This is a genomic window from Corynebacterium aurimucosum (assembly GCF_046895345.1).
In the GTDB taxonomy this organism is placed as follows: Bacteria; Actinomycetota; Actinomycetes; order Mycobacteriales; family Mycobacteriaceae; genus Corynebacterium; species Corynebacterium aurimucosum_G.
In genome coordinates this window covers 1,423,050-1,448,183 of sequence record NZ_CP160096.1, presented here as the reverse complement: position 1 = coordinate 1,448,183, position 25,134 = coordinate 1,423,050, and the positions used below count along the sequence as shown (strand labels likewise).

Sequence of the window (25,134 nt, the reverse complement as noted above, 5' to 3'; positions counted from 1 at the left end):
AAAGGCTCGTATGAATATGAATGTTGATAACCGCCCACGCATGACCTTTTTAGATCGCTTCCTGCCGGTCTGGATCATTCTGGCCATGGCCGCTGGCCTACTCATCGGCCGGGTGGTCCCCGGTATTAGTGACGCCTTGGGCGCTTTAGAGGTCGGTGGGATTTCCCTGCCGATAGCGCTTGGCCTCCTGGTGATGATGTATCCGCCACTGGCGAAGGTTCGCTACGACAAGGCCGTCGAGATCGCCGCCGATAAACGCCTGATGACGGTGTCCATCGTCCTCAACTGGCTGGTCGGTCCGGCTTTCATGTTTGCCTTGGCTTGGATCTTCCTGCCAGATCAGCCGGAACTGCGCACCGGGTTGATCATCGTCGGCCTGGCTCGGTGTATTGCGATGGTGCTCGTCTGGAGTGATCTGTCATGTGGTGACCGGGAGGCCACGGCCGTGCTGGTGGCGATTAACTCGGTGTTCCAAGTCATCATGCTCGGCGTACTCGGCTGGTTCTACCTCCAGGTCCTGCCGGCTTGGCTGGGCCTGGAGACTACCTCGGCCGAATTTTCCTTCTGGTCGATCGTGGTTTCCGTGCTCGTATTCCTTGGCATCCCGCTGGCCACCGGAGTGGCCTCCCGGATCATCGGTGAAAAAACCAAGGGCCGTGCCTGGTACGAAAACACCTACCTGCCGAAGATCTCCCCGCTGGCACTGGTCGGCCTGCTCTATACCATCGTGCTGCTGTTTTCCCTGCAGGGCGAGCAGATTACCTCCCAGCCGTGGACCGTGGCCCGCGTAGCTGTGCCGCTGCTGGCCTACTTCGTCGGCATGTTCGCCATCGCACTGATTGCCGCGAAGGCGTCGGGAATGAATTACGCCCAGTCGGCGTCGGTGTCGTTTACGGCCACGGGCAATAACTTTGAGCTGGCCATCGCCGTGGCCATCGGCACCTTCGGGGCGACCTCCGCACAGGCGCTGGCCGGTACGATCGGCCCGTTGATCGAGATCCCGGTGCTTGTCGGCCTGGTCTACACCATGCGGTGGCTGGGACCGAAACTCTTCCCCCAGGATCCGACCCTACCCGTATCCTCGACACTGTCCTCGCAGACTGCTGTATCCGAGAAGGAGAACTTCACCTCATGAGCACCCACCCAACAGTTCTGTTCGTTTGCGTCGGCAACGGCGGCAAGTCCCAAATGGCCGCAGCCCTAGCCGCTAAGCACGCTGGTGACCGGATCGAGATCCACTCCGCCGGCACGAGACCCGGCACGAAGCTCAACCCCCAGTCCGTCGAGGTCATCGCCGAGGCCGGTGCCGACATGTCCGCAGGCCACCCTAAGGGTGTAGATCCACAGCTGTTGCGCGAGGTTGACCGCGTGATCATCCTGGGAGGTGATGCCCAGCTGGAGCTTCCCGACGACGCCCACGGAACGTGCGAACGGTGGGTGACCGACGAGCCGTCTAGGAGGGGGATAGAGGGGATCGAGCGCATGCGTCTGGTCCGTGACGACATCGACACGCGTGTACGCCGGCTCGTTGCCGAGCTGCTCGAGAACTGACCACCCCACCTCACACCATCAACGACCCCGCGCGAACTCGCGCGGGGTCGTTGATGCCTGAACTGATCATCAGCGTCGTCGGCCTGAAACCGGACATGCTGGTAGATACCAGGAGCGTGGCAGGTTAGGACTGAGCCTGCGGATGCTCCTCCTCCTGGTCACTGGTGGTGTCGGTGTCGTCGTCGGCGACGATCTCGACACTGCAGCAATCGGAGTTCGTATTCTTCGTGTGAAACAGGTCTTTGAAGCCCATGAGGGTCTCCTTTCGTTAGAGGTACGTGGTTTAGAGGATGATCGTCATCGCGTAGCCGGCCAGCATGGCCGCCAGCAGAATGGTGATCACGAAGGTGGCCAACAGTTTCGGCTTGAGCACTGCCGCCAACATCGAGATTTCCGGTGGCGAGGCCCCGGACCCGCCGATCATCATCGCGAAGATCGGGCCGATGGCCACCCGGCACCCGATAAAGCCAGGGCGACCGGCAGCATCGTCTCCAGTCGGACATACAGCGGGATACCGATCACCACAGCCAGTGGAATCAGCCACCAGACGTTTCCACCGGCCATAAATCTCAGGCCGTCTTCGGGCACGACCCCGTAGATGAATGCACCGATGGCCACGCCGATGATCATCGGAAGGAGCATGGGGCGCAGATCGTCCCATGCCTGACGGATTGAACTTGCCTCCGAAAGCTGGACTGGTTTAATTCTAGGCGGTTAGGGTTTCAAGGGTCTGACTCCGATATTGCATCGGGGCCAGGCCCTTGAGTCGTTGTTGGAGTTGTTGCGTGTTGTACCACTGGATGTACTCGTCGACTGCAGCGGTGAACAAAGCTATTCAAGTCTCAGAATAAAAACGGCCACCTCGTCTATCTAACAGTTTAAAACTGGCTGAAGAGACGAGGTGACCTATACGACTTAGCTTCGGCAAATCGTTATTTGCATAGTTCTTAGTCGGGTATGACGGGTAGTTGAACCACTTGTACCCCTGCCTGGTCAACGACCGAATTAATTACCTCCTGTTGCGCATTGGCTCGTCGTAACAGGAACGGTGAGGAGGTCTCGGTTGCAGGGAGCGACTGGTTGATTACCCATGCCCACGGCTCAATACCTGCTCGCGACAGGTCAGCTGCGAGGGATTGTGCCTCGAGCATTGGCGTGGTTTCTGGCAGTGTTACGAGGATTGGCCGGGTCACTTCCGCATTTTGCAAGTGTTGGAGCGTGCTCGCAGAATCGTCACGTCCAGATTGACGCATGAGTTCGCGGTGGTAGGACCCAGTGGCGTCCAGTAACAGCAGGGTGTGCCCAGTGGGGGCGGTGTCGAGGACAACCCACTGGTTTTCGGCCGTTGATACGACTTCAGAAAATGCGTTGAAAACGGCCACTTCTTCTGTGCACGGGGAGCGCAGGTCTTCCTCCAACTGTGCGTACCCGTCGGCATCGAGAGAAGCGCCTTTGCTGGCGAGCACTTCTTCTCGGTAGCTAGCCGTCACCGCGTCAGGATCGATAGATGACACCGTCAAACCTTTGACGCTGTCTTCGAGGGAACCATCGAGGTGATTCGCAGGGTCCGTGGTGGACAGATGTACCGGCTTGCCGCGCTTAGCGAGCTCCAATGCCAGCATTTGCGCCACGGTGGTTTTGCCAACCCCACCTTTGCCCATGCACAAGACGAGTTTCGGTGTCCCCTCTGCTAGCTCATCCACCAGATCGGATAAATCAACGTGCGCATTTGAAACGGACTGCGTCAAGCCCGGCTCTAGGGCGGGACCCGCGTTCGAACTTTCATTACCGTCAGGCTCGCCCAGGTGTAATAGGCCGTCTACCCCCATCACCGGGTTAGCCTTCAACTCGAGCCGTACCGTTGGAATACTATTGATCGCGCTCAGCTCAGGATTTGTGGCAAGGCCATCAAGTAATGCCTGCTCCCTGGCATAAATTGACTCCGACAGCTGATCAGTAGCGGCGCTTACTGGCAGGATGCCGTTGATCACCAACAGTGCCGGTTTGATTCCCATCTCAAGTAGTTCACCGGTGGAACGGTTAGCTTCCTGCAGAGTCGAGATTTGAGCTCTGGCCACCAGAACCAGTGAAGTTTGTGCCGGGTCAGACAGAGCGGCGACCGCCTCGTGATAGGTTTGCCGATTCTTCTCCAGCCCCGACATCGGCCCCAAACACGAGGCATCGCCCGCGCCTTTATCAATGAAACTTGACCAATCGCCAGGCAAGGACAGTAACCGCAGAGTGTGTCCGGTCGGAGCGGTATCGAAAATGATGTGGTCATAGCGGCTAGTAATGTCTTCGTTAGTTAGATAATCGACGAATCGATTAAAGCTAGCGACTTCAACGGTGCAGGAACCGGACAAGGTTTCTTCGGTTGTTGCTAGCACCTCGGGCGGCAGCAAGCCACGAACCGGACCCAGGATAGATTCGCGATACCGCTCCGCTTCTGCCTCCGGATCAATCTCTACCGCATCAAAGCTGGTAGCGCCGGGCACAAGGTCGGTTAGCTCTGCTCCGCCCGATCCGATCTCACGGCCGAATACCTGCCCAATGTTCGAGGCTGGATCAGTTGACACTAGCAGCACTCGTTTACCTTCACCTGCCGCACGGGTGGCTAGAGAACAAGCAACCGTGGTCTTTCCGACTCCACCTTTACCAGTGAAAAACGCAAACTTGGTGCTCAGTTCAGGAAGGGGCATTAGCAGCACCCACTTTCGCCACAGCAGCCAGACTCAACGACGGGCAAAGTGGTCTTTTCCTCCGGGGATACCCCGGCGAATTGACGGAGCTGATCGACTTGCGGGTAAGAACCAGTAGCAACGATAGTGCCATCGACCACAGTAACTGGCAGGCCGTCTGCACCCGCCACCTCGACATATGCGCGAACTGGCTCGCACGTCGCAAAATCAGTAGGGGCAGACGCCAGATTATGCCTAGTCACGGTAATACCCTCCTTTTCCAAAGCGGTCAACGCTGCATTGAAATCAACGAGAGCTTGGTCTACGTCGGTTCCGCAGACCCCAGAAGAACAGCACAAAGCCGGTTCATAAATATCGATTTGACGCACAATTAACTCCTTGCATTTCGATGGTTGCCGTACTGACTCGAACTCTATCACGTTTCGATGTTTATCGAAACGTGATAGAGTCCTTGCATGACCAACCAATATGCTCCGAATTGCTGCCCCGCACCTGCAGTTGCCGACGAAGGACGATGCCGGGACGTGACGAGTATTTTTGCGGCACTTAGTGATGTCACGCGGCTGCAAGTGGCTCTGTTCATATACCGCTGTTCACCGAACCCGGTGTGCGCATGTTCATTCCCCGAGGTTTTTAATATCAGCCGGTCAACCATTTCGCACCATCTCACCAAGCTGGTAAATGCTGGCATATTAGGCCGTGAACAGCAGGGTAAGTGGGCCTACTATTCGATCGCCTCGGACTTTGATACTCAATTCCTTGACGTTGTTGCTAAACACGTGCCTCAACAAACCACACGCCGAAAGGAAGCCGCCGTGACCAAAATCCTTTTCGCCTGCAGGCAAAACGCTGGTCGCTCACAAATGGCAGCTGCCATTGCGCAAGAACTAGCAACATCTGACGTGATCATCATGAGCGCAGGCACCGAACCGGCTGAGGAAGTACACCCCGAGGTACGCGACGCCCTCGCCGAAATTGGGTTAGAGCCGTTTGCGCAGCCAGAAAAACTGGATCCGGCGAAAGTGAAGATGGCCGATTGGGTGATCACGATGGGATGTGGCGAATCATGCCCAATTTTCCCCGGAACCCACTATGAAGACTGGGAGATCGCTGATCCGTCGGAGGAACCCACAGAGGTCGTACGCGAAATCCTCGACGATATTACCAAGCGCGTAAAAGAGTTGTTGAGCCGAATTTCTTAAGGAAAATCTGCGCACCCCTAAGGGTATTTGCACTTCACGATGCTCCGTTGCTGGCCACCGTCAAGACGATCCCACTGCTCGTTCAAAGCCGCGACGATGATCGCCTGGGCGTGCTCGCCACTACTTAAGGTTGCATCGTCAGGATCATAAACAGGCACACCGTGAGTAGCGAGTAGATCATTGATTGGTTTCATGGGTATCAGTCTTTCCTTAGTGGTGGACGTGCATGCGCAATCACTAGAAAATATTTTCTATAAGTGCTTTATTAAACAGGATGCTGCATCGGTCGTCGCGTGCACGCTGACCCCAATCTGAGTGTTCCCGATACTGCCCAGGAGCAGCGAGCCCATATGACTACTTGTTCAAGCCGGTTAGAGTCCAAGCACTACCCGGATTATCCAGAGAAAAACTGAGAGCAACTGTCGTTGACTCCATGATTAAAGAAGGCGGACTTGATGGAGAACACAGATCGAGAGCCTGTCGAGAGAACCTCACCCATTGTTCGCTGTCGCCCTTTCCTCTAAGAAAGAGGAAGTTTGCCTCTTCGGTGAAGCCGTGTTCTGGAACAGGGGGATCATCAACCACAAGTGTTTCTTTGACTGTTTGATACGGAGTGTATGGGCACACGAGCGAAAACTCAGTCCACTCTGGTCCGTAGAGTTCCTCCAGTGTGATGGACTCAGTAACGGGGATTGCATGTCCCGATCGTTCTACGGACGCGAGATGAGAAGCCAATGGGTCATCAAAACTACAAGAGGAGAGTAATAGGGAGACAATACTAGTGAACCCTATCCGCGCCATCATGCGTCTCATTAACATAACCCCTTTCTCGTGCCTATCCTAGGAAAGTGTAGATAGCAGTTCAATGCTAGCCCAGAGGGCGCACTGGTTCAGAGCGTTTCTTCTATGAGATCACACGCCTGGCGCACGGTACTCAACAACCGAGCAATCGCTCGCGGAGTTGCCTCCGAGATTCGCAGCGCATTCTTTGGTCACACTGAGGCCATGAACGCCCGAAACTACACGGACCTTACCGACGTTTTGGCCATGCAGTCGGCACTTGAAGGTGGTGCACTAGATGGTGCACTAGAGGGATGATTCTGGATGATTCTCAATGGTTCTAAATGATCGAAAATTCCTCTAAACAGCATGGTCAGAATCGAATAACGCCTGTTAGGCTCGAATGTAATCCGATAACCCAGAGGTCGTCGGTTCGAATCCGGCCCCCGCTACCAACTTCCAGAACCCCATCAGTCAACGTGACTGGTGGGGTTCTTCTTCGTTTTGAGGCGAGCCCGAGGCCAGCCCAGGGTTAAGGGCCAGACCTTTACCCCCAGCCCAAGCCAGAAATCCCGTGGCAAGAACTAAAGGGGATAGAGTGGGCTCACATATCAACCGCAAGGTAATGGAGGATTGTCATGTCTGCTTCGGCTCCACGCGTCTTACTCCTTGGTTTTGGCGCAATCGGGCGCCAATTGGTGGCGCTTTTTGACCCATCGGAATTCGAAGTCAGTGCCTTTGTACGTGATGCTGCCACGCACCGGGAACGCGGTGCCCTGGGAGTAGCACTTTATGATGACAATCTTCCGAAGCTCATCGATGCCCACGATATCGTGGTTGAATGCGCAGGCGTTGCGGCGGCGAAAGAACACGGACCGGCGGTGATTACACGTGGCAAGGATCTGGTGTTGACTTCGGTAGGCGCTTTGGCCGATCCTGACGCGCGCCAGGCGCTGCTTTCTGGGCTTGGAAAGGTGCACGTCACCTCCGGTGCGATCGGCGGATTCGATTTGTGGGCAGCATTAGCAGAGTCGAATGCCGTGGATACCGTAAGGATTCGGACGACCAAGAATGCGGAGTCTCTCATTCAAGGATGGATGAATGATGACGAGCGCGCGCAATTAGTAAACGCAACAGAACCGTTTGTACTTTTCAGCGGCAGGCCTAGTGACGCGATTGCACAATTCCCTGGCAACGTCAATGTTTCCGTTGCTCTTGCTTGGGCAACTCGCGGCAGGGGCTCCAGCGATGACGAGTTGCTTGCGCGATCGCTCGAGCGCGTATCGGTGGAACTAGTTGCTTCTCCGAATCTGATTAAAACACGCCATGACATCGAGGTATCAGGCTCGGCCGGTACGTTCTCTCTGGTTAGCAAATCTTCTCCACATCCAGTGAATCCTAAGACCTCTGCCATTACGGCGTTGTCGGTTGCGCACACTTTAAGACAGGCAATGGGGCCGCTTCAGTAGCGGAGGTGGTGCCCTGCAGGGTGGAGTACTACGTCACGACAGTCACCGTAAATAAGCCCCGAAATCTTTGAAGATTCGGGGCACTATTTACCGTGAACGACATTCGTCGCGAGCGTGGCTAGCGGTTGAGGCTCCTGATGACAACAACCAGAGCGATGACGAGGCCGAAAAGGACCAGAAGGCCGAGCCCTACCAAGAGGAAGGGGAAGCCGGAGAAGAGCGATGAATCATCGTTGTCTTGTGCGCGGTTCTCCGTGTCTTCTTTATTATCTTTTTCCGCTGGCGCAGAGGGCTTCTCGGTCTCGAGTTTGATTGGCGCGAAGGTTGGCTCCGGAACGGGATCGCCCACGGCGTCCGCAACCAAATCATAAGTAAGCACCGGCAGCTGTGTGTTTTCGTCGATTTCTTGGTCGGTGAGGAGCTTCTCGTAGTTGACGGCGATGTATTGCTCGCCGCCCTGCCACACTTTTTCGATTTCCGGAGTCCCAGAACCATCGTTGTGCGAGCCTCCATAGCGGTTGGCAAAGAGGATCGGTGCTGGGTAACTGAAATCAATTGTGCCGTCTTTAATTACGACGGCGCGGGAACCCTCCAGATCAATTTTTGCGCGTGCTTCGTTGTAGCCGGTAAGAACGAGGGAGTCACCCGGCCCATTGTTGTCAAAATCTTCGGCCTCTTCGACCATGGAGACCGTGCCGGCAACCTGTTGTCCGTGTTCGGCAGAGATGCGATAAAAGTGTGTTTCACCAGGCACAATTTGCGCACGTACTGGCTGCTGTGGGGTGAGCTCAGCAGCGTTGGTGAACCACGTTCCGGGAGTAACCTCAGTGGCGTCGCCAGAAGCCGTGACATGGCCGGGTTCGGTCTTTTCCTCGGCCGGGTCCGGTTGTCCCTCCATGTCCGGCTCACCAAAGCGGGTGATGGTCACTTCCACCCCCAATTCTTCGTCCTGCTTCCAGTCACCATTTCTTTCGATGGCGAAGGCAAGCTCATCGGAGTCGCAAGCCTCTTCACCGCCTTGGGTGCTAAACAAGGTTGCGGTCTGGTACTGGTTTACCCCCAGTTCATTGGCCGTCGCGGTGTCGAGCTTGCAGGATAGCTCGGCTGCATCAATACCTAAGTGGAACGATCCACCTTTTCGGAAGTTATTGATGCTTGGTGTTTGCGTCGTGTTGGCGCTAATCACCACGCGCTCGCCTTCAGCAATGGGGGTGGTGAAGAAGGTAGTGGATTCAGCTGAGTGCCCTTTACCCTCCGTCGGAAGAAGAGTGGTGGAGAAGGCCTCTACGTCACGGTCTACCTTGGCCGGGGAACCTTCGGTTTCGCTGCCTTCGATCTCCTCTAAGTCTGACTCGTAGGCGTTGAAGGTACGGGGTGCTGCGCGGTTCAGTTCCTTGACCAAGCTATCGGCGTCGGAGGCGTCGGCGTAGGTGCCGCCGGTGGCGTCGGCAATGCACTGCAGTTCCTGCTGTGCTTCAGGCTCCACATTGAAGCCGACGGTGTTGATGACCAAGTCGATGCCCTGCTCCTTCAGCTCTTTCGCCACATCACACACGGGTGGCGGGGTGCAGGTGGCAACGCCATCGGAGACCAAGATGATGCTGCGCTGGCCTTCCTTTGGAAGTTCGGCCGCTGCCTTGCGCAGGGACTCGCCGATGGGCGTAAAGCCACGCGGTTGCAGGCCATCCATATGGGTGATCATCTTCTCAGAGTTACCGGCCTCGGGTGGTGTGACCACGGTGATGTCCTGGCAACCGGCCGCCTCATCTTCGGGGGCTTCGCCGGTGTTGCCGCCGTAGGTGACAAGCCCCAGAGGGGCGTCATCCCCGGCTTCGGTGATGAAGGCGCGGGCAGCCTCCTTGGCGGCATCGATGCGGGTCTGGCCGCCGGCATCGTTGGTGATCATCGAGCCGGAGGAATCGAAGACCATCATGGTGGGGGCCATGCTGCTGGAAGTGGAGTTGGCCGATTCGGAAGGTTTGTCTTCCGCGGCGGCTAAGGGAAACAGTCCGGTTGCAGCTGCCGCGGCTAACACCGCGAGAATGGCCGCTAAGGCCGCCGATAAGGAACGGAAAGTATGGTGAGGGAAAGTGTGCATGTGAGTTAAGTTACATGCCAGGTGGTTACCTCGCTAGGCGAACGCGGAACTGAGGGGAATGGGCCCCATCGATACCCCGCTATTAGTCATCCAAAGCGTGCAGGTAGAAAAAGCGGATCAGCGCGCGCCGGGGAATATCGAGCAGCGGGCGCAGAAAGGCGAGGCGGGCAGGCTGGGAGGAGGCGTCGACAAGCAGCAGCGTGCGCCCATCCCGCAGGCGCTCCAGGGTAAAGGTCTCCTCGCCGCGCTCAATATGGCCGGGGAGGGTGCCGTAGGTAAAGCCGCAGCGCCCCTCCTCGCGGAATACATTCACCACTCGGCAGCGAAAATCCCACGGTCCAAAACCGAGGCTGACCTCGACTCCTTCTTCTACGATGGCGTGGCTGGGATTAACCCGGAAAAGGCCGCTGCGCTGGAGTCCCCAGCGGAAGAGTTTGTCCGCGGCGTCATCGAATTCAGCGTCGATGACGCGGGACATGTGCAGCTGCGGGAAGCCCTCGGTGGAGGAGTAGGAGAGTGGTTCGGGCATCGCTTAAGCCCTGTCGCCTGCACGGCGAAGCCAGGCGCAGAGTTCCTTCTGTGCGCGGTCCACGCCGCCGGGGTAGCTTTCCTCAAGCTCGAGTTTGACGTTATCGAAAATGCGCTCTGAGATGAGCTCCGCGCGCTCTCTACTCAGTTGTCCTTGTAGTTCATCGAGCGGCACCTTGGGCTCCGTATAGGGGCTCGGGCGGAAGTACCACGACCGCATGTCCTCCGAATAAACGGCAATAGTTGTCTTCGTCATGTGCGATTCCAGCACAACGTTCCCAAACACCAGCGACGTCAGCTTCTTGGATTCCATGGCCGCGAGTGTAGACCGATGTGAACGCCTGCTGCTTTTAAGCGGGTTTAACCTGCGGTAACCGGTTGGATAGAGAGGTAGTTGGCATCGCCAGCGCACCCTTCGAAGCCGGAAATGCGGATGAAGGTGCTGGCGGTTTCGCCGGGCGGGTAAACGCGCAGACCGTCGGCTGCCTGGGGCTGGCAGGAAGTTGGGTCGAGGACACCGATGTTGGTCATCTTCAGGCCCGCACGGGCAGAGTGCCCGGGCTCGAGCGTGACGGTTGCTGTTTCTTGGCCCGATTCACGCTCGGCGGCGGGGCCGAGCTGGGTGCCGTCGTCATTGGTGACGGCGGAGACTCCAGGAAAGCCTTGCAACGTACACGGTGCGGGGGAAGTGTTGGTGAACGTAATGTCAGCCAAGCGTGAGCCGGCGGCCCCCTGCTCGTTGGCAAGACTGATATCGAGCTGTTTCGTTGCGCAGGCGCTGTCGGCGCCAGCCGGGATTGTGTCTTGGGCGCTGTGCGCGTCTTCGCCGGTCTCGGGTGACTTCTGTTCGGCGGCCGCTGAATCTGCGTCGTGTGACTGCGGGTCTGCGGATGTTGAAGCCCCGGATTCGGCGTCGGCGGCCTGGGTGGTTGTAGGGGAGACGTCGGAAAGCGTGGCATCAGTGCTGTCGTCGGTGGCGCAGCCGGCCAGTGCAAGGGCAAGGGAACCGGCCGCGAGAACGGGGAGTAGTCGCTGCGTAATCATGGTGGGGAGTCTAGACGCTATGGGCTTAGAGGTCCTGCAGAGCGGGGAATACCCTCTCCCTAAGTAACGGGGCGACGGTGACGTCCGGGGCAGCGGGATCGACCCAGGCTAGCTCTGCAATCTCCTTGTCAGGATGGGCGACGGAAATCTCTTCTTCACAGACATAGACGTGAGCGTGGATCGTCTGAGGTGCGTCATTGGCCGCAGGCGAGACATAGGTAGCTAGGCGGCGCAACTTCGACATATCAACCGCGGCACGTACAGCCTCGTGGGCGATGAGCTGGGCAGCGTGGGCTGGGTTAATCGTGTCATTGATGGAGCCAAACGGCAGGACGAATTGTGGAGTATCGGTGGCGCGGATGACAAGAACGCGACCATGGTTATCGCGCAGGATTACAGCGACCATCTCAGCAATGCCTGCAGGAGATGACGAAGAATTGGCAGTCTCAGACATGCCTCCATAGTAGGTCTGCGGAGGCGCGGCAGGCGGTGAAAGAAGAGAGGGGGCACCCGAAAACTGTCAGTAATGTAACGGGTTGGACACAGTCTCACACGTTAGAAACGGCCGCTTCGATGCGCGTGCCATCATGGGTAGGTCTGATAGACCAATACGAGAAGAAGTGAGAGAGGAATTGCTCAATGCGAAAAATTCCGCACCTTAAGAAGGTCCTCGTGGGCTCGGCTTTCGCAGGTGCGTTCTTCCTGGGTAACCCAGCGGCGGGTGCCCAGGAGCTCCCCACCATCCCGGAGATTGATTCAGCAGGTTTTGTCGACCAGGTACGCGCTGATCTGCAGTCTGTGGGCATTGAGACCAAGCCTGTGGACAAAGAGGTGACCGACGCCGTCAATACCGCCGTCAACGGTGCAACCGCGGCGGCATCGAAGGATGTGAACCAGGCTGTCGCTGGCGCTGTGAACTCGCCAGCGGCGCAACGTGTCACGCAGCAGGCGAACCTGAACACCCAGCTGCCGGCTCCAGCAGTCCCGGAGGATTACGCGGGCGCTGACGCCATCACGGGTGAACCGTTGACAAACCCGACTCCCATCGGATTGCTGGAGGAGGCCACTCAGCCGGAATTCGTGCCACAGGGTACGGATCCGAACTACGTGTGGAAGAATGACCTGTTCTCCAAGATTGCTGCCGGCAAACCCGAGGCGGACTATATCCTGCACCGGGTGCCTGGATCTTTCTACGATGCGCCTCAGATTCCCGAGGAATCCAATGTTGCGATGACCGAAGGCAAGTCCCTGTACGGCCCGGGTACTCCGCTGTACATCCGTGAGGACACGATGTGCACGCTGACGGCGGCTGGCACCGATGCTGAAGGCCGCAAGGTTGGTATTACTGCTGGCCACTGTGGAAATGTCGGCGACCCGGTGTCCTCGGCGGACTCCTGGCAGGTAGGCCCCACCGGTACCGTGGTGGCGAAGAACGCCAACCTGGACTACTCGCTTATCGAGTTCGGCTCCCAAGCCGAGGTAACCCGTAGCTACAACGGTGTGACCGCTCAGGGAATCGGTGGCACCACGCAGCCGGGCGATATTACCTGTAAGCAAGGCGTGGCCACTGGCCGCACCTGCGGTATGACCTTCCAGCACAGCAAGCGCATCACCATCAATCAGGTGTGCGCAATGGTCGGTGACTCCGGCGCTCCGGTCTTCCGCGATGGCCGTATCGTCGGTTCCGTATCCCGCGGGCTCATCCCGGGCCTGCCGTCGTGCCGTACCCCGTGGCAGGGCGCGCTGCACAACCCGACGGTCGTGTCTAATACCGATGCCATCATCGCGGATCTCAACCGCCGCGAGGGCGTAGGTTCTGGATTCATGCTTCCGGAGAATTAGAAGTACGTTTCTAACAAATAGTGCCCCAGATCTTTAAAGATCTGGGGCACTATTTGATCGAAGCGACCTCTATGCGGCACGGTTCGCAGGCCGGTGCCGGCCCGCGGCGCCGCGCAGAAGCTAGGACAAGGCGCTGAGGGTGGCGTCGTGAAGCTTGGCGTTGGAGGCCAGCGCTGAGCCGCCGTGGGGGCCGTCTTCGCCGCGGACGTTGGTGAAGCGGCCACCGGCCTCAGTCACAAGAAGCGCTGGGGCTGCTAGGTCCCAGAGGGAGACTTCGGGCTCGGCAGCGATGTCGACGGCGCCTTCGGCTACGAGGCAGTAGTTCCAGAAGTCGCCGTAGCCGCGCAGACGCCACACCTTGTCCGTGAATGAGATGAAAGCGTCGCGGTTCGGCCGCCACCCAGACAAGGAGCTCATGGCCAGGGAGGCATCTCCCAGTTTGGAGACCTCGGAAACGCGCAGGCGTTTCGGCTCCCCACCGAAGACTCGGTAGGCGCCGCCACCTTTGGCCGCGTACCAGCGGCGGCGCAAAGCGGGGGCGGAAATGACGGAGACGACGGGTTCACCGTCTTCGAGGAGAGCGATAAGCGTGGCCCAGACAGGGACGCCACGCACGAAGTTCTTGGTGCCGTCGATGGGATCGATTACCCACTGGCGGCCCTCGAAGCAGGCCTCGCCGCCGAATTCCTCCCCCAGCACTTCATCGCGTGGACGCGAGCGCTTCAGAGCCTCACGGATTGCCTTTTCGCAGGCCAGATCCGCATCGGAGACCGGCGTCATGTCCGGTTTTTCCTTGACGGACAGGTCTGCAGCCTCAAAACGGTGCATCGTAATGGCGTCCGCATGGCCTGCCATCTCCAATGCCAAGCCGAGGTCTTCTTTGTACTTACCCACGGAGCCATTCCTCCATCTGATCAACTACCTGTTTATTACCCGCGATACACCATTCCACACCGCCGGCTTCAACCTTGCGCGCCGCGCCGCCGGCGGCCAGCACCAGTGCCTGGCCCGGGAACCAATCCCAGTCCTTGACGGAGTGCTGCATCCACGCTCCCCACGTACCATCCGCCACGCAGGAGAGATCCACGGAGCCCGCACCCAACATGCGGACGGTAGCGAAGTGCGGGGCTACTTTTTCCCAGGCGGAAGCGATTGCGGGATCCGTCATGGACGTAGGGTGCAGGTACGTCGACAAGCACAGCTTGTCGGCGGGGGTGTCGGCGAGCGTGGTGACCTCTTTGCCGTCCAGACTGGTGGGGAAGTCACGGCCGCCGAACCAGGTATAGCCCATGGCGGGGCGGTGGACGGCGCCGAGGATGACCCCTTCAGCGTCGACAAGCGCGAGCGCAGAGCACCAATAATCGGATCCGGAGGCAAAGTTGTAGGTGCCGTCGACGGGGTCGATGACCCAGGTCCGGCTGGACTTCGACTCGCGGTTGGCACCCTCTTCGCCCACGATGCCGTCCTCTCCGCGCAGGGCTTCGAGCACACCGGCGACGAAACGCTCGGCGGCGAAGTCAGCGTCGGTGACGACATCAGAGACGGAGGTCTTTTGCTCTATGTCTACTCCCTGCTCGCGCAGGCGCCAGGCCAGGCGGCCTGCGTTATAAACAAGTGCCTGGGCAAGGTGGGCGTCGGTATCGTCTGCGTGGGCGACGATGAAGGTCTTGATGATGGCATCGATCATCTCGGTGAGGCTTGGCTGGTCACTCATGCCGCCTATTGTCGCGCTAAACGCGGCCGATGGCTAATCAGGGAGAAAGAATAAGTAGAGTAGGGGGCTATGCGTCCGGAACAAACAGTACGACTTGAGGAACTCAGCGCCACTTTGACCTCCATTGAAAAGGTGATGGACCCGGAGGCGGTGTCCGAGCGCGTGCGCGAGCTTGAGGCCCAGGCTGGGGACCCGTCGCTGTGGGATGACCCCGACCATGCGCAGAAGGTGACCTCGGAGCTCTCGGCGCAGCAAGCAAAACTGCGCAAGCTGAATTCTTTGCGCGGGCGGATCGAGGACCTTCCGGTCATGTCTGAGCTCGCGGAGGAGGAAGGCGATGAGGCCTCCAAAGAACTCGTGGACACGGAGCTGAAAGAGCTTGGCTTGGCCATTGAGGCGCTTGAGGTAACCACGATGCTCTCCGGCGAATATGACGAGCGCGAGGCGGTCATCAACATCCGCTCCGGCGCGGGTGGTGTGGATGCCGCGGACTGGGCGGAGATGCTCATGCGCATGTACACGCGCTGGGCGGAAAAGCACGGGCACAAGGTCGATGTCTACGACATCTCCTATGCCGAAGAGGCCGGCATTAAGTCCGCCACTTTCGTGGTGCATGGCGAATACATGTATGGCCAGCTTTCCGTGGAGCAGGGCGCGCACCGCCTCGTGCGTATTTCTCCTTTTGATAACCAGGCCCGCCGCCAGACTTCCTTCGCGGAGGTCGAGGTGCTGCCGGTGGTGGAGCAAACCGACTCCATCGAAGTGCCGGATTCGGAGGTGCGCGTGGACGTCTACCGTTCCTCGGGCCCGGGCGGACAGTCGGTCAACACAACGGATTCGGCGGTGCGCTTGACGCACATCCCGACCGGCATCGTGGTGACCTGTCAGAACGAAAAGTCCCAGATCCAGAACAAGGCCTCTGCTATGCGCGTGCTGCAGGCGAAGCTGCTGGAGCGCAAGCGCCAAGAGGAGCGCGCGGAGCTCGATGCGCTGGGTGCGGGTGGCAATGCTTCCTGGGGTAATCAGATGCGTTCTTATGTGCTGCACCCGTACCAGATGGTCAAGGATCTGCGCACGAACTATGAGGTGGGGGATCCCTCCAAGGTCTTGGATGGTGATATCGATGGTTTCCTGGAATCCGGGGTCCGGTGGCGTATGGCGCAGCAGGAGGCCTAGGCCCGAGTAACAAATGTTGCTAATGTGGCTTAAGTGATCACTTTTGAGAATGTGTCCAAGGTCTATCCGACCTCCACAAGGCCCGCGTTGGACAACGTGTCCTTTGAGATTGAAGACGGAGAATTCGTCTTTCTCATCGGCCCGTCCGGCTCCGGCAAGTCGACCTTCCTCCAGCTCATGGTGCGCGAAACCAATGTCAGCTCGGGAGATATCTACTTCGGGGACTTCCACGTCAACGCGTTGAAGGGGCGCGAGGTCAACCGCCTGCGCCAGTCCATCGGCTACGTTTTCCAGGACTTTCGCCTGCTGCCCAAGCTGAACGTTTATGACAACGTGGCCTTTGCCTTGGAAGTCATCGGCAAACGCAAGGCGCGGATTGCCAAGCAAGTCCCCGAGGTCCTCGACATGGTCGGCCTGGGTGCCAAGCAGCATCGCATGCCGCATGAACTCTCCGGCGGTGAGCAGCAGCGCGTGGCGATTGCGCGGGCCTTTGTTAACCGTCCCAAGTTGCTGCTTGCCGACGAGCCCACGGGCAACCTTGATCCCTCCACGGCTGCGGAGATCATGGCCTTGCTCACCAAGATCAACCGCCGCGGAACCACCGTGGTGATGTCGACGCACAATGCGCGCGCAGTTAACGAGGCCCGCCAGCGCGTCATTGAGCTGCACAACGGCACGCTGGTGCGCGATGAGAAGAGCGCGATGTACGGGGAGGCGGTCTAGGTGAATCTGGGCTTTGTATTCAGGGAAGCTTTTAAAGGGCTAGGGCGTAACATCACCATGACTATCGCCATGGTGATCACCACGGCCATTTCGGTGGCGCTTGTGGTGGCTGGTGTGCTGGTTACCCAGATGACCAACGAAACCAAAAACATCTACCTCGAACGCGTCGAGGTCATGGTCCAGCTCAACGAGGATATTTCTGCCAACGATCCGCAGTGCAAGGACTCCGCCTGCGCCGGGCTGAAGAAGAAGCTAGAGGCGGATGAAGATATCGAGTCCGTCAGCTACCGCAACCGTGAGGATTCCTACGAGCGCTTTGTGGAACTGTTCAAGGAAACTGATCCAGTCATGGTTGAGGAAACCTCCCCGGATGCGCTGCCGGCGGCCTTCCATGTGCGGCTGAAGGATCCGACGGATACCGCGCCAATCGACGCCATCGCGTCCGACCCTGCCGTTAGCGACATCATCGACCAACAAGAGGAGGTCCGCAGCGCCGCAGGCAACCTCGACGCCATCCGGAATGCCACCTTCGTCTTAGCTGCTGTCATGGCGCTGGCCGCCATCATGCTGATCGCGAACATGGTGCAGATCGCCGCCTATCAGCGCCAGCGAGAGACCGCGATTATGCGCATCGTCGGCGCATCGCGGTGGGTGACCCACGCCCCCTTCATCATGGAGGCGGTCCTCGGCGCCGTCGGTGGTGTCGTTCTCGCCGGGATAGGCGTCATCGTAGGAAAGAACACGGTGATCGATCCCGCGCTGAAGGACCTGTACCACAACCAGCTTCTGGCCCCGGTGACCGCAGGCGACGTGTGGACGGCTCTGCCTATCGTGGGGCTTGTGGCAATCCTGTGCGCTGCACTGACCGCGCAGGTGACCATGCGCGCCTACGTGCGGACATAGGCCAACAGGCCTGTTGTGGGCTGTGCCTGGCAGTAGCGTAATATAGTTCGAACTATGGCGAAGAAGGCAAAGAAGAAAAAGGCGGCCGTCGACAATAACTCGACCTTGGCCACCAACCGACGTGCCCGCCACGACTACACCATCCTCGACACCCTGGAATGCGGCATGGTGCTCGTGGGCACCGAAATTAAGTCGATGCGCGAAGGTAAAATCTCCTTGGCAGATGCCTTCGCCACCATTGACGACGGCGAGGTCTATATCCGCAACCTCCACATCCCGGAGTATTCCCAAGGCTCGTGGACGAATCACTCGCCCAAGCGCACACGCAAGCTGCTGTTGCACCGCAGGGAGATTGACAAGCTCATGGGCCAGGTGCGCGACGGCAATAAGACGCTGATCCCGCTCAAGGTGTATCTGAAGGACGGCCGCGCCAAGTGCGAGCTCGGTTTGGCCAAGGGTAAGCAGGACTACGACAAGCGCGAAGCAATCAAGCGCCGCGACCAGGACCGCGACATCACCCGCGAGCTGGGCCGCCGCGTAAAGGGGATTAACGCCTAACCTGGAAGCCATGATTTATACGGCTAAGGTTCATGATGTTATTCGGGAAGGTGAGCAGCCGCGTGGGGTAGCGGTGCTCGTCGATAAGCTCTGGCCCCGTGTCGTGGCCAAGGAGCGTCTGTCCTATGACCACTGGTTCAAGGATGTCGCGCCCAGCCCGGGGTTGCGTAAGTGGTGGGGGCACGATGCTGACACCTTCGAGGAATTTGCCCGGCGCTATCGTGCGGAGCTCGACGAGAACGACGGCGAGGAGTTGGCGCGCTTGCGCCAACTAGCGGAGGATGGTGACGTCACCCTACTTTTCGCCGCCAAGGACCGCGAGGTCAACCACGCCACTGTTTTGAAGGCGTGGTTAGAGGAACGCTAGGAGAAAAGGCTCCAGATGGTGGCGCCCACGGCGATGAGACCCGTGATGACGACGAAGACGTTGCTGGGGCGGCCGCGGAATTGCTTCAGAGCGTCGATGCGGTGGATGGCATACATCGGCAGCAGGTACAGGATCGAGGCGATGAAGGGGCCGCCGATGGCCTCGATGAGACCCAGAATTGAAGGGTCGATGATGGCCACGATCCACGCACAGACAAAGATGATGCCGTGCATGATGGAGTTGAGCTGCTTTTCCGAGAGCTTCTCGGTGGCGCGCGGCGCGGCGCTGCGCAGCAGGAAGTTGCCGCCCTCGGTAGCTCCCAGCACGTGGCCGAAGTAGGAGGAGATAATCGCAATCATCGCGATGATCGGGGAGAGGAAAGCCAAGACCGGGACACCGGTGACGTTGGCCAGGTAAGACAGGACCGGCAGGTTTTGCTCGCGGGCCTCGGCGAGACCGTCCGCACCAAGCGTGAGGGTACAGGACCACACGAAGAACATGGTGAATACGGTGAGCAGAATTGCGGTTAGTGCCAGCGCGCGCGAGGCGTTCTCCGAGCTCTTCTCGCGGCCGTGTGCGGCGACCATGGCCAAGGAGAACTGGGAAATCGCGGGGGAGTGGTTAAAGGAAAACACCAGCACGGGGATGATAAGCGCAACGGAGCCGACGATGCGCCAATCACTGTTGCCCACCTCCATGAAGGAAGCGACGTCCCAGCGCGGGATGAGGTAGATGGACAGCGCGCCGAGGCAGAAGATCAGCGGGTAGACCAAGAACTGCGTCACGGCGAGCACGATGCGTTGGCCGAAGGCGAAGACGATGGTCATGATGCCCACGAGAAGGAACGACAATAGAGGACGCGGAACCGAGGGCCCGTGTAGCTGGTTGACGATGAAACTATCAACCGTATTGGTGATCGAAACGCCATAAATGAGGACGATGGGGAAAATTGCGCAGAAATAAACCACCGAGATGATAAATCCTGCGCTTTTGCCGAAGTAGTCCGTGACCACCGCGGTGATGTCCTCACCCTGGCGTGGCGACGCACAAATCATGCGGGCGAGCCCGCGGTGGGAGAAGTACGTCATCGGGCCGATCAGGATGGTTGCCACGAGTAGCGGCCAGAAGCCGAAGCTGCCGGCGTTGATGGGAAGGAACAAAATGCCGGCGCCCACGGCGGTACCAAAGAGGGAGATGGCCCATTCGGTATTGCTCGCTTGATGGTGGGCGGTTTCTTGGGAGCTAGAGGTTTCGGTGGTTGCGCTCACTTTGCAGCCTTTAACAAAGTAGGTGAATAGGACTCACACACCTTAACAGCGTTTAAGTTGATGTTAATCACAAGGGGGTGCTTATGAAAGCTATGCCTCATGTGGCCTGGGGTGAAGCTTGCGGGAATAGGGGCGGGTGCAGTAGCGTTGAACGAACCGTAGGGCGCGCAGAGGCGCGTGCTGCGCAGCTTTCACAGCAATGTGTAATCGAGGGGTCGACATGGTTTCGACTTCGTACATTGAGCCAGGGGAAGCGTGCCGGTGCAGGCTAGAGACCACCGTTAAGCGTCGTAGCAACCAATAAACGCAGAGAAGAACTCTCAGCGTGACTACGCCCTCGCTGCCTAATTTCAGCGACGCGTGTCTGTCAGCCTAGGTTTGGTTCCTGACCTAGATCCTGGCATCGACTAGGGAACTTGCCTGACCGGTTTGTTGTTCGGCCGGTTGGGGACTTTAAGAGCAACTGGGCCCATCATCCGGAGCGAGTTTGCCCGAGCCGGAGGGCCGAGTAGAGATCCTGTGCAGACTGCGCACGGAGAAGCCCTGGCGAGGTGACGAAGGACCCGGGTTCAATTCCCGGCGGCTCCACAAATAGCAGCAAACCCGCTGGCCATAACGGCCAGCGGGTTTCTTGTGTGAAGGGGGCGGATTAGTCGATCGGGTAACCGGTGACCGGGCCCTCGGTATTTGGCTGCCAGCCCAGCGCAGGGGCGACATGGGTTGCGAAGTTTTCGAGAATCTTCACGTTGACGTCCACACCCATGCCGGTCGGGATGGTGATCAGCAGGGTGTCGGCGGACATCACGGCCGAGTCGGCCTTGAGCTGCTCGATGAGCTTGTCAGGCTCGGCGGCATACGTGCGGCCGAATGTGGAAGCGCCGGCGTCGGGCAGCACGCCTACTTGGTCGGAGCCGGAGGCGTGCATGCCGAAACGCTGCATATCGGCGCCGTCCACGATGGGGAAGATGGAACGGGAGACGGACACGCGCGGGGTCCAGTCGTGGCCCGCTTCCTTCCATGTGGCACGGTAGCGGCTGATCTGGTCCGCCTGGATCTCACCCAAGGTCGCGGCGGTGGTCTCGGAAACCAGGGTGGAAGACATCAAGTTCAGCCCGTCCTTCGCGGTCTGCTCTGCCGAAGTGTGAGTGCCGGAGCCGTAGAAGATGTGCTTGCGCAGCTCAGATGCCGTGGGGAAGACGGGGAGGGTGGAGCCTGGCTGAAACATATTTGGGTACTGGCGGTCTAGGGGTGCGGCGGTGGCAAACCCGTTGCCGTCCACCGCGGCCATGAACGCCTCGAGGTGGTCGCGCGCCACGTCCGCGCCGTTGGGGGCCTCGCCCTTGTAGCCGAAAGCCTCCCAACCGCGCTCGGCAACCTCCGGGGCGCCGCGAGAGACACCCAGGGCCACGCGGCCGCCGGAGAGCTGGTAGAGGGAGGCGGCCTCTTCGGCGAGGTAAAGTGGGTTTTCGTAGCGCATGTCGATCACGCCGGTACCCACCTCGATGTTCTTGGTGGTGGCGGCGACTGCGCCGAGTAGCGGCATGGGGGCTGAGGCTTGCGGTACGAAGTGGTGGACGCGGAAAGACGCGTTGTTCACGCCGATCTCATCTGCAGCCTGGGCGATTTCCAGGTGGATCTTCGCGACTTTTTCGGCGGACGGTCCACGCTGGCCGCCGAAGGCGTAGTGTCCGAAGCTTAAGAATCCGAATGCTTTCATTGGCTAAACACTCCTATTGGTGACGTATCAACAACCAGGGTAGCGCCCCATCAGCAGATTGTCACGGTCTAAGGCTGCTCCGCCAAAATCCCCAGTTAGAAAGCGTTCTATCTGGGGTCTCTTCGTGTGTGGAGCCGCCGGGAATTGAACCCGGGTCCCAGATGCTCGTCCGTGCTCATAGGGCCTGCTTTAGGATGGCCGCATGGATACCGAATCTCTCCGCATCGCTGTCGTCTTGTTTGAAGGCTTTGAGCTTCTCGACGTCTTCGGACCCGTCCAGCTGCTTCAAGCGGTGCCTGACATCACCGTGGTTTTCGCCGGGCCGACGGGCGAGCCAGTTGCAAGCTCGCAGGGCGTGGAAGTGGTGCCGACGATTTCTTATGGGCAGATTGGGCCGACCGACGCTCTCCTCGTTCCCGGCGGTAAAGGAACCCGGCAGCTCGTAGGGGACGAATCTTTTCTGTCGTGGCTTCGTGGGTTGGGCGCACAAGCACCGTGGGTTGCCTCCGTGTGCACGGGTTCTGCGGTCTTGGCGGCAGCGGGGCTTTTGGAAGGCTACGCCGCGACGAGCAACAAGCGTGCCTTTGCGTGGGCGAGCTCCTTCGGGGAGTCCGTGATTTGGAAGCCCAAGGCGCGGTGGGTGCAGGACCGTAATCGGTGGACTTCCTCAGGCGTGGCGGCGGGGATGGATATGACGGTCGCACTCATTGAGTACCTCAGCTCCGAAGCTGTTGCCATCGACGCTGCCAACTTTGCGGAATTCGAGCCGCATCGCGATTGCGAGTGGGATCCTTTCGCCCGGCTTTATGGGCTGGTGCCCTCGAGCGTTGACGACGCTGAATGCGGGGAGTGACGTCTGGGAAGCCGACGACGCTCACGGTAGATAAGGTGCTAAAAACGGTCGATTTTGGGCCACTATTTACCGTGAGTGTAGCGATGGGTGAAAAGCGCTCTTGGTGAGAGGGCGCTCGGAACTTCGTCGTCAGCAGAAGCGTTAATGTTCTAGTGACTGATCAAATCTTGCGTGGTGAACTATGGCGATAAAGATGCCTATCGACTTAAGGCCGCTTCGTGTCGAGGATGCTACCGAGATGGCTACTGTGCTTTCCAGCCGTGCCCTGTACACGTTTACGGGTGGTGAGCCGCCTTCTGCTGATGAGCTTGCGCGACGGTACGCGTTCCAAACCCGAGGCGGCTCGAGCGACGGTACCGAAGAATGGATCAATCTCATCGTCACCCTCGGTTCGAGTAAGCAACCGATAGGTTACGTCCAGGCGACTGTGCCCCGCAGCGGTGATGCGACGGAGATCGCATGGGTGATTGGGAAACAGTGGCAGGGGCATGGATACGCCAAGGAAGCTGTGAAACTGCTTAGCGCTTATCTTGCGGAGCGAGGCATTACGCATCTCATCGCTCATATCCATCCCGAGCACTTAGCCTCACAGCATGTCGCTGCCTATGCAGGGATGAGCCCCACGGCACAGGTCGTTGACGGCGAAGTCCGTTGGGAGCGCAGATAGTCTCCAACAAAATCGTGAAAAGCGAGCATCATTGCCAACTCAGGGCTAATGGACACCTCTCAGTGTTGTTCACGGTAGATAAGGGGCTAAAAACGGCGTCGAATTTGGGGCGCTATTTGCAGTGAGCGTAATGAGAATCCCGTGAGGGGTGTAGGGGCGCGGGGCGAAAGCGGAGGACGGCTGGCCGGGAAAATGTGACGAAGAAGGAAAATATTTGTTACCCAAGTTACATTCCCGTGGTAGCCTTTCCCCAACAGTGTGACGTGGAGCACTGGGACTGACCCCTACGACAGGAGTACCCATGAACAGCCCATCCAATACGGCGCCGAAAGGCGGCGCCGGCACCACGGAGAAGTCGAAAGCAAATCCCGCCAAGGCCGAGCAAAAATCGAGCCAGCAATCCAGCGGGGGAATGCTGGATAAATTCCTCAACGGTGTCGAGTACATCGGCAACAAGCTGCCGGAGCCCTTCACCATCTTCTTAATCCTCTTCCTAATTACCGGTGTCCTCTCCACCATCATGGCCAAGATGGGCGTGGAGATTAAGATTCCCGGATCGGATGAGATTCAGCCGGTGAAGGGTCTCTTCACCGGTGAGGGACTGACGTGGTTCACCACGACAATGGGTGAGAACTACATCAACTTCCCGCCGCTGGTGACGGTGCTGCCCATCATGCTGGCGGTGGGTGTGGCGGAGCGCTCCGGCATGCTCTCTGCGTTGATTCGCAAGCTCTTTGGTTCCGCCAAGCCCTGGCTGCTTCCGTACGCCGTCGGCGTTATCGGCGTGACCGCTTCCGTCATGGCGGATGCCGCCTTCGTCATTGTTCCGCCGCTGGCCGCGATGGTCTTCAAAGCCGCGGGCCGCCACCCAGTGGCAGGTCTGATTGGTGGCTTCGCCGCCGTGGGCGCTGGTTATTCCACTGCCTTGGTGCCCACCTCCCTGGATGCCCTCTTTGCCGGTATTACGACCGCAGTCATGGAGACTCTGCCAGATACCGAGTTCGCGCCGGTTAACGCCATGTCGAATTACTACTTCAACGTGGCTTCTTCCATCGTGCTCGGTGTGCTTGCTGGATTCATCATCGACAAGGTCATCGAGCCGCGCATGTGGAAGCAGGAAGTTCCCACCGAGGAAGATATTGATCCCGAGGATGCCGCTGAGCGCGGTGACCGCGATGAAAACGGCGAGGAGCTCACCGCCGAACTGCGCCCGGCCGAATCCAAGGGCCTTATCTGGTCCGGTGTGGCCACGGTTATCCTCACCGCCATCATCCTCTTCGCAGTCCTTCTGCCGGAATCGCCGTGGCGCAATGAAGAGGGCAGCTTCTTGCCCAAGTCCCCGCTGCTGAATTCCATCGTCTTCATCGTCTTTGCCTACTTCTTGGTGCTTGGCGTGGTCTACGGCAAGGTCGTGGGCACGGTCAAGGGGATCACCGACGTCGTGAACATGATGATCGGTGCTCTCAAAGACATGATGAGCTTCCTTATTCTGGCCTTCATCCTGGGTCAGTTCGTGGCGCTCTTTGCGTGGACCGGTATCGGTACCTTTACTGCCGTGAAGGGTGCGGCCTTCCTCGAGTCCATTGGGCTTACCGGCTTCCCGGCCATCTTCGCCTTCATCGCGCTCGCGTCGTGCCTGAACCTGCTGATCATTTCCGGTTCTTCCATGTGGACGCTCATGGCAGCGGTCTTCGTTCCGATGTTTGCCCTGCTGGGTTATGAACCGGCCTTCATTCAGGGTGCGTTCCGCGTTGGTGATTCCGCGACCCAGATCATCACCCCGCTGAACCCGTACATGATCGTCATGCTTGGCTTCCTCCAGCGCTATGAGCGCGGGGCGGGCCTGGGGACACTGATGTCGCGCCTCGTGCCCTTCGTTATCCCGTTCTTTACCGCGTGGGCAATTCTGCTGGCCATCTGGTTCTATGTGGATCTTCCGCTGGGACCGGGCAACAACGTCATGATTGGTTAATCG

At 58.8% G+C, this 25,134-nt stretch carries 29 protein-coding genes, 1 other RNA gene and 1 pseudogene; 15 read left to right on the top strand and 16 right to left on the bottom strand.

Annotated features, from left to right (window positions below):
• The first annotated feature begins 16 nt into the window (after nt 1-16).
• The gene (gene arsB, locus ABZS45_RS06950) at nt 17-1,135 is read left to right on the top strand and encodes an ACR3 family arsenite efflux transporter (protein ID WP_412101148.1); all 1,119 of its coding nucleotides are present in this window, start codon (nt 17-19) and stop codon (nt 1,133-1,135) included.
• Nucleotides 1,132-1,551, top strand: a complete 420-nt coding sequence (locus ABZS45_RS06945) for a low molecular weight phosphatase family protein (protein WP_063279266.1) — start codon at nt 1,132-1,134, stop codon at nt 1,549-1,551. The genes arsB and ABZS45_RS06945 overlap by 4 nt, the downstream gene beginning before the upstream one ends.
• Before the next feature lie 124 nt (nt 1,552-1,675).
• On the opposite strand, the gene ABZS45_RS06940 is transcribed toward ABZS45_RS06945, so the two are convergent.
• The 6 genes and pseudogenes from ABZS45_RS06940 to arsD form a co-directional block, all read right to left on the bottom strand.
• Nucleotides 1,676-1,804, bottom strand: coding sequence for a hypothetical protein (locus tag ABZS45_RS06940; protein WP_412099202.1), 129 nt, complete (start codon nt 1,802-1,804; stop codon nt 1,676-1,678).
• Between the two features lie 30 nt (nt 1,805-1,834).
• Nucleotides 1,835-2,002 carry a hypothetical protein gene (locus ABZS45_RS06935; protein WP_412099201.1) on the bottom strand — a complete coding sequence of 56 codons (168 nt, stop codon included), beginning with the start codon at nt 2,000-2,002 and terminating at the stop codon, nt 1,835-1,837.
• Nucleotides 1,975-2,181, bottom strand: coding sequence for a permease (locus ABZS45_RS06930; RefSeq protein ID WP_412099200.1), 207 nt, complete (start codon nt 2,179-2,181; stop codon nt 1,975-1,977). The genes ABZS45_RS06935 and ABZS45_RS06930 overlap by 28 nt, the downstream gene beginning before the upstream one ends.
• Nucleotides 2,182-2,257: 76 nt before the next feature.
• Nucleotides 2,258-2,377: pseudogene (locus ABZS45_RS06925) on the bottom strand (IS3 family transposase); the annotation flags it as partial.
• A gap of 121 nt (nt 2,378-2,498) precedes the next feature.
• Complete coding sequence (gene arsA, locus ABZS45_RS06920; protein WP_412099199.1) at nt 2,499-4,250, bottom strand: arsenical pump-driving ATPase; 1,752 nt, start codon at nt 4,248-4,250, stop codon at nt 2,499-2,501.
• The gene (arsD, locus tag ABZS45_RS06915; RefSeq protein WP_286205852.1) at nt 4,250-4,618 is read right to left on the bottom strand and encodes an arsenite efflux transporter metallochaperone ArsD; all 369 of its coding nucleotides are present in this window, start codon (nt 4,616-4,618) and stop codon (nt 4,250-4,252) included. The genes arsA and arsD overlap by 1 nt, the downstream gene beginning before the upstream one ends.
• Nucleotides 4,619-4,705: 87 nt before the next feature.
• On the opposite strand from arsD, the gene ABZS45_RS06910 reads away from it, so the two are divergent.
• Nucleotides 4,706-5,452, top strand: coding sequence for a metalloregulator ArsR/SmtB family transcription factor (locus tag ABZS45_RS06910; protein WP_412099198.1), 747 nt, complete (start codon nt 4,706-4,708; stop codon nt 5,450-5,452).
• Between the two features lie 17 nt (nt 5,453-5,469).
• On the opposite strand, the gene ABZS45_RS06905 is transcribed toward ABZS45_RS06910, so the two are convergent.
• The gene (locus ABZS45_RS06905; RefSeq protein ID WP_412099197.1) at nt 5,470-5,646 is read right to left on the bottom strand and encodes a hypothetical protein; all 177 of its coding nucleotides are present in this window, start codon (nt 5,644-5,646) and stop codon (nt 5,470-5,472) included.
• A 712-nt stretch (nt 5,647-6,358) separates the two neighbouring features.
• Here ABZS45_RS06905 and ABZS45_RS06900 point away from each other — a divergent pair.
• The gene (locus ABZS45_RS06900; RefSeq protein WP_347948909.1) at nt 6,359-6,550 is read left to right on the top strand and encodes a hypothetical protein; all 192 of its coding nucleotides are present in this window, start codon (nt 6,359-6,361) and stop codon (nt 6,548-6,550) included.
• Between the two features lie 320 nt (nt 6,551-6,870).
• Nucleotides 6,871-7,701 carry an aspartate dehydrogenase domain-containing protein gene (locus ABZS45_RS06895; RefSeq protein ID WP_412099196.1) on the top strand — a complete coding sequence of 277 codons (831 nt, stop codon included), beginning with the start codon at nt 6,871-6,873 and terminating at the stop codon, nt 7,699-7,701.
• Nucleotides 7,702-7,819: 118 nt separating this feature from the next.
• Here the strand turns inward: ABZS45_RS06895 and ABZS45_RS06890 are convergent, their stop codons facing one another.
• From ABZS45_RS06890 to ABZS45_RS06870, 5 genes are all read right to left on the bottom strand, one after another.
• On the bottom strand, nt 7,820-9,799 hold the full coding sequence (locus tag ABZS45_RS06890; RefSeq protein WP_412099195.1) for a vWA domain-containing protein: 1,980 nt from the start codon (nt 9,797-9,799) through the stop codon (nt 7,820-7,822).
• An 82-nt stretch (nt 9,800-9,881) separates the two neighbouring features.
• Entirely contained in the window at nt 9,882-10,328 is a 447-nt protein-coding gene (locus tag ABZS45_RS06885; protein WP_412099194.1) for a DUF1990 family protein, read from the bottom strand.
• A 3-nt stretch (nt 10,329-10,331) separates the two neighbouring features.
• On the bottom strand, nt 10,332-10,640 hold the full coding sequence (locus ABZS45_RS06880; RefSeq protein ID WP_412099193.1) for a hypothetical protein: 309 nt from the start codon (nt 10,638-10,640) through the stop codon (nt 10,332-10,334).
• Between the two features lie 47 nt (nt 10,641-10,687).
• Entirely contained in the window at nt 10,688-11,371 is a 684-nt protein-coding gene (locus tag ABZS45_RS06875; RefSeq protein ID WP_412099192.1) for a DUF4232 domain-containing protein, read from the bottom strand.
• A 25-nt stretch (nt 11,372-11,396) separates the two neighbouring features.
• Nucleotides 11,397-11,825: an NUDIX domain-containing protein gene (locus tag ABZS45_RS06870; protein WP_412099191.1), complete on the bottom strand. Its 429-nt coding sequence runs from the start codon at nt 11,823-11,825 to the stop codon at nt 11,397-11,399.
• Between the two features lie 185 nt (nt 11,826-12,010).
• On the opposite strand from ABZS45_RS06870, the gene ABZS45_RS06865 reads away from it, so the two are divergent.
• A complete protein-coding gene (locus ABZS45_RS06865; RefSeq protein WP_412099190.1) occupies nt 12,011-13,213 on the top strand; it encodes a S1 family peptidase in 1,203 nt (400 codons plus the stop codon).
• A gap of 120 nt (nt 13,214-13,333) precedes the next feature.
• Here the strand turns inward: ABZS45_RS06865 and hisN are convergent, their stop codons facing one another.
• Nucleotides 13,334-14,107, bottom strand: coding sequence for a histidinol-phosphatase (hisN, locus tag ABZS45_RS06860; RefSeq protein ID WP_412099189.1), 774 nt, complete (start codon nt 14,105-14,107; stop codon nt 13,334-13,336).
• The gene (locus tag ABZS45_RS06855) at nt 14,100-14,927 is read right to left on the bottom strand and encodes an inositol monophosphatase family protein (RefSeq protein ID WP_412099188.1); all 828 of its coding nucleotides are present in this window, start codon (nt 14,925-14,927) and stop codon (nt 14,100-14,102) included. The genes hisN and ABZS45_RS06855 overlap by 8 nt, the downstream gene beginning before the upstream one ends.
• 69 nt (nt 14,928-14,996) lie before the next feature.
• On the opposite strand from ABZS45_RS06855, the gene prfB reads away from it, so the two are divergent.
• From prfB to ABZS45_RS06830, 5 genes are read left to right on the top strand one after another with little or no spacing between them, the layout of a single operon-like run.
• The gene (gene prfB / locus ABZS45_RS06850; RefSeq protein ID WP_412099187.1) at nt 14,997-16,103 is read left to right on the top strand and encodes a peptide chain release factor 2; all 1,107 of its coding nucleotides are present in this window, start codon (nt 14,997-14,999) and stop codon (nt 16,101-16,103) included.
• Between the two features lie 33 nt (nt 16,104-16,136).
• A complete protein-coding gene (gene ftsE, locus ABZS45_RS06845; RefSeq protein ID WP_071409422.1) occupies nt 16,137-16,826 on the top strand; it encodes a cell division ATP-binding protein FtsE in 690 nt (229 codons plus the stop codon).
• Nucleotides 16,827-17,729 carry a permease-like cell division protein FtsX gene (gene ftsX, locus ABZS45_RS06840; RefSeq protein ID WP_070444180.1) on the top strand — a complete coding sequence of 301 codons (903 nt, stop codon included), beginning with the start codon at nt 16,827-16,829 and terminating at the stop codon, nt 17,727-17,729.
• A gap of 54 nt (nt 17,730-17,783) precedes the next feature.
• On the top strand, nt 17,784-18,287 hold the full coding sequence (gene smpB / locus ABZS45_RS06835) for an SsrA-binding protein SmpB (protein WP_010189093.1): 504 nt from the start codon (nt 17,784-17,786) through the stop codon (nt 18,285-18,287).
• Nucleotides 18,288-18,297: 10 nt separating this feature from the next.
• Nucleotides 18,298-18,654 (top strand): DUF488 domain-containing protein, encoded by a 357-nt coding sequence (locus tag ABZS45_RS06830; RefSeq protein WP_412099186.1) that lies wholly within the window; start codon nt 18,298-18,300, stop codon nt 18,652-18,654.
• Here the strand turns inward: ABZS45_RS06830 and ABZS45_RS06825 are convergent.
• Nucleotides 18,651-19,922 carry a septum formation initiator gene (locus ABZS45_RS06825; protein WP_412099185.1) on the bottom strand — a complete coding sequence of 424 codons (1,272 nt, stop codon included), beginning with the start codon at nt 19,920-19,922 and terminating at the stop codon, nt 18,651-18,653. The two genes, ABZS45_RS06830 and ABZS45_RS06825, sit on opposite strands and share 4 nt — an antisense overlap.
• A gap of 211 nt (nt 19,923-20,133) precedes the next feature.
• Between ABZS45_RS06825 and ssrA the strand changes: the two genes are divergently transcribed.
• Nucleotides 20,134-20,513: a transfer-messenger RNA gene (gene ssrA, locus ABZS45_RS06820) on the top strand.
• A 58-nt stretch (nt 20,514-20,571) separates the two neighbouring features.
• On the opposite strand, the gene ABZS45_RS06815 is transcribed toward ssrA, so the two are convergent.
• Nucleotides 20,572-21,639 carry an LLM class flavin-dependent oxidoreductase gene (locus tag ABZS45_RS06815; RefSeq protein WP_412099183.1) on the bottom strand — a complete coding sequence of 356 codons (1,068 nt, stop codon included), beginning with the start codon at nt 21,637-21,639 and terminating at the stop codon, nt 20,572-20,574.
• Nucleotides 21,640-21,841: 202 nt separating this feature from the next.
• Here ABZS45_RS06815 and ABZS45_RS06810 point away from each other — a divergent pair, with 202 nt between their 5' ends.
• The 3 genes from ABZS45_RS06810 to ABZS45_RS06800 all read left to right on the top strand — a co-directional run bounded on the left by ABZS45_RS06810 (nt 21,842) and on the right by ABZS45_RS06800 (nt 25,131).
• Nucleotides 21,842-22,492, top strand: coding sequence for a DJ-1/PfpI family protein (locus ABZS45_RS06810; RefSeq protein ID WP_412099182.1), 651 nt, complete (start codon nt 21,842-21,844; stop codon nt 22,490-22,492).
• A 193-nt stretch (nt 22,493-22,685) separates the two neighbouring features.
• A complete protein-coding gene (locus tag ABZS45_RS06805; protein ID WP_255365831.1) occupies nt 22,686-23,159 on the top strand; it encodes a GNAT family N-acetyltransferase in 474 nt (157 codons plus the stop codon).
• A 301-nt stretch (nt 23,160-23,460) separates the two neighbouring features.
• On the top strand, nt 23,461-25,131 hold the full coding sequence (locus ABZS45_RS06800; protein ID WP_412099181.1) for an AbgT family transporter: 1,671 nt from the start codon (nt 23,461-23,463) through the stop codon (nt 25,129-25,131).
• Nucleotides 25,132-25,134 lie beyond the last annotated feature (3 nt).